At 63.4% G+C, this 563-nt stretch carries 1 pseudogene; it reads left to right on the top strand.

Annotated elements, in window-relative coordinates:
- Nucleotides 1-58 precede the first annotated feature (58 nt).
- Nucleotides 59-563 (top strand): annotated as a pseudogene (locus EXE44_RS17850) (thiamine pyrophosphate-binding protein); the annotation flags it as partial.

Raw genomic sequence — 563 nt, 5'->3', positions numbered from 1 at the left:
CGGGGCCCGATTCGAGATGGACGGGATCGTCGACCTGGCCGAGCGGCTACAGTGTCCCGTGCTGACGACGTTCAAAGCGAAGGGACAGATCCCCGACTCACATCCGCTTGCGGGGGGCGTCCTTGGCCGGAGTGGGACACCTATTGCGAGCCACTTCATGAACGAGGCGGATTTACTGGCCGTCTTCGGCGCGAGCTTTTCGAACCACACCGGCATCGCGGAGTACAAGCCGACGATCCACGTCGACTACGACGCGATGACGCTCGGGAAGTTCCACAGTATCGACGTGCCGGTGTGGGGCGAGATCGGTGTCACCGTCGACGAACTCCACGAGCGACTTGACGAAGTTGAGGCGGAGAGCCAGCGCGAAGAGATCACCGACCGCTGGGCAATTTGGCGTGAGGAGAAGGCCAGCCGGCGAGCGGGGATACCGGAACGCGGCGTCAACTACGCCACGGCCTTCGAGGCGATGACCCGGCTCGTTCCCGACGACGCAATCATCCCCGTTGACGTGGGGAACAACACCTACGCGTTCGGCCGGTACTTCGAGCCGGAACACCAGT

This window comes from Halorubrum sp. SS7 (genome assembly GCF_005435055.1).
Taxonomy (GTDB): Archaea; Halobacteriota; Halobacteria; order Halobacteriales; family Haloferacaceae; genus Halorubrum; species Halorubrum salinarum.
This window is presented reverse-complemented; position numbering and strand designations above follow the sequence as displayed.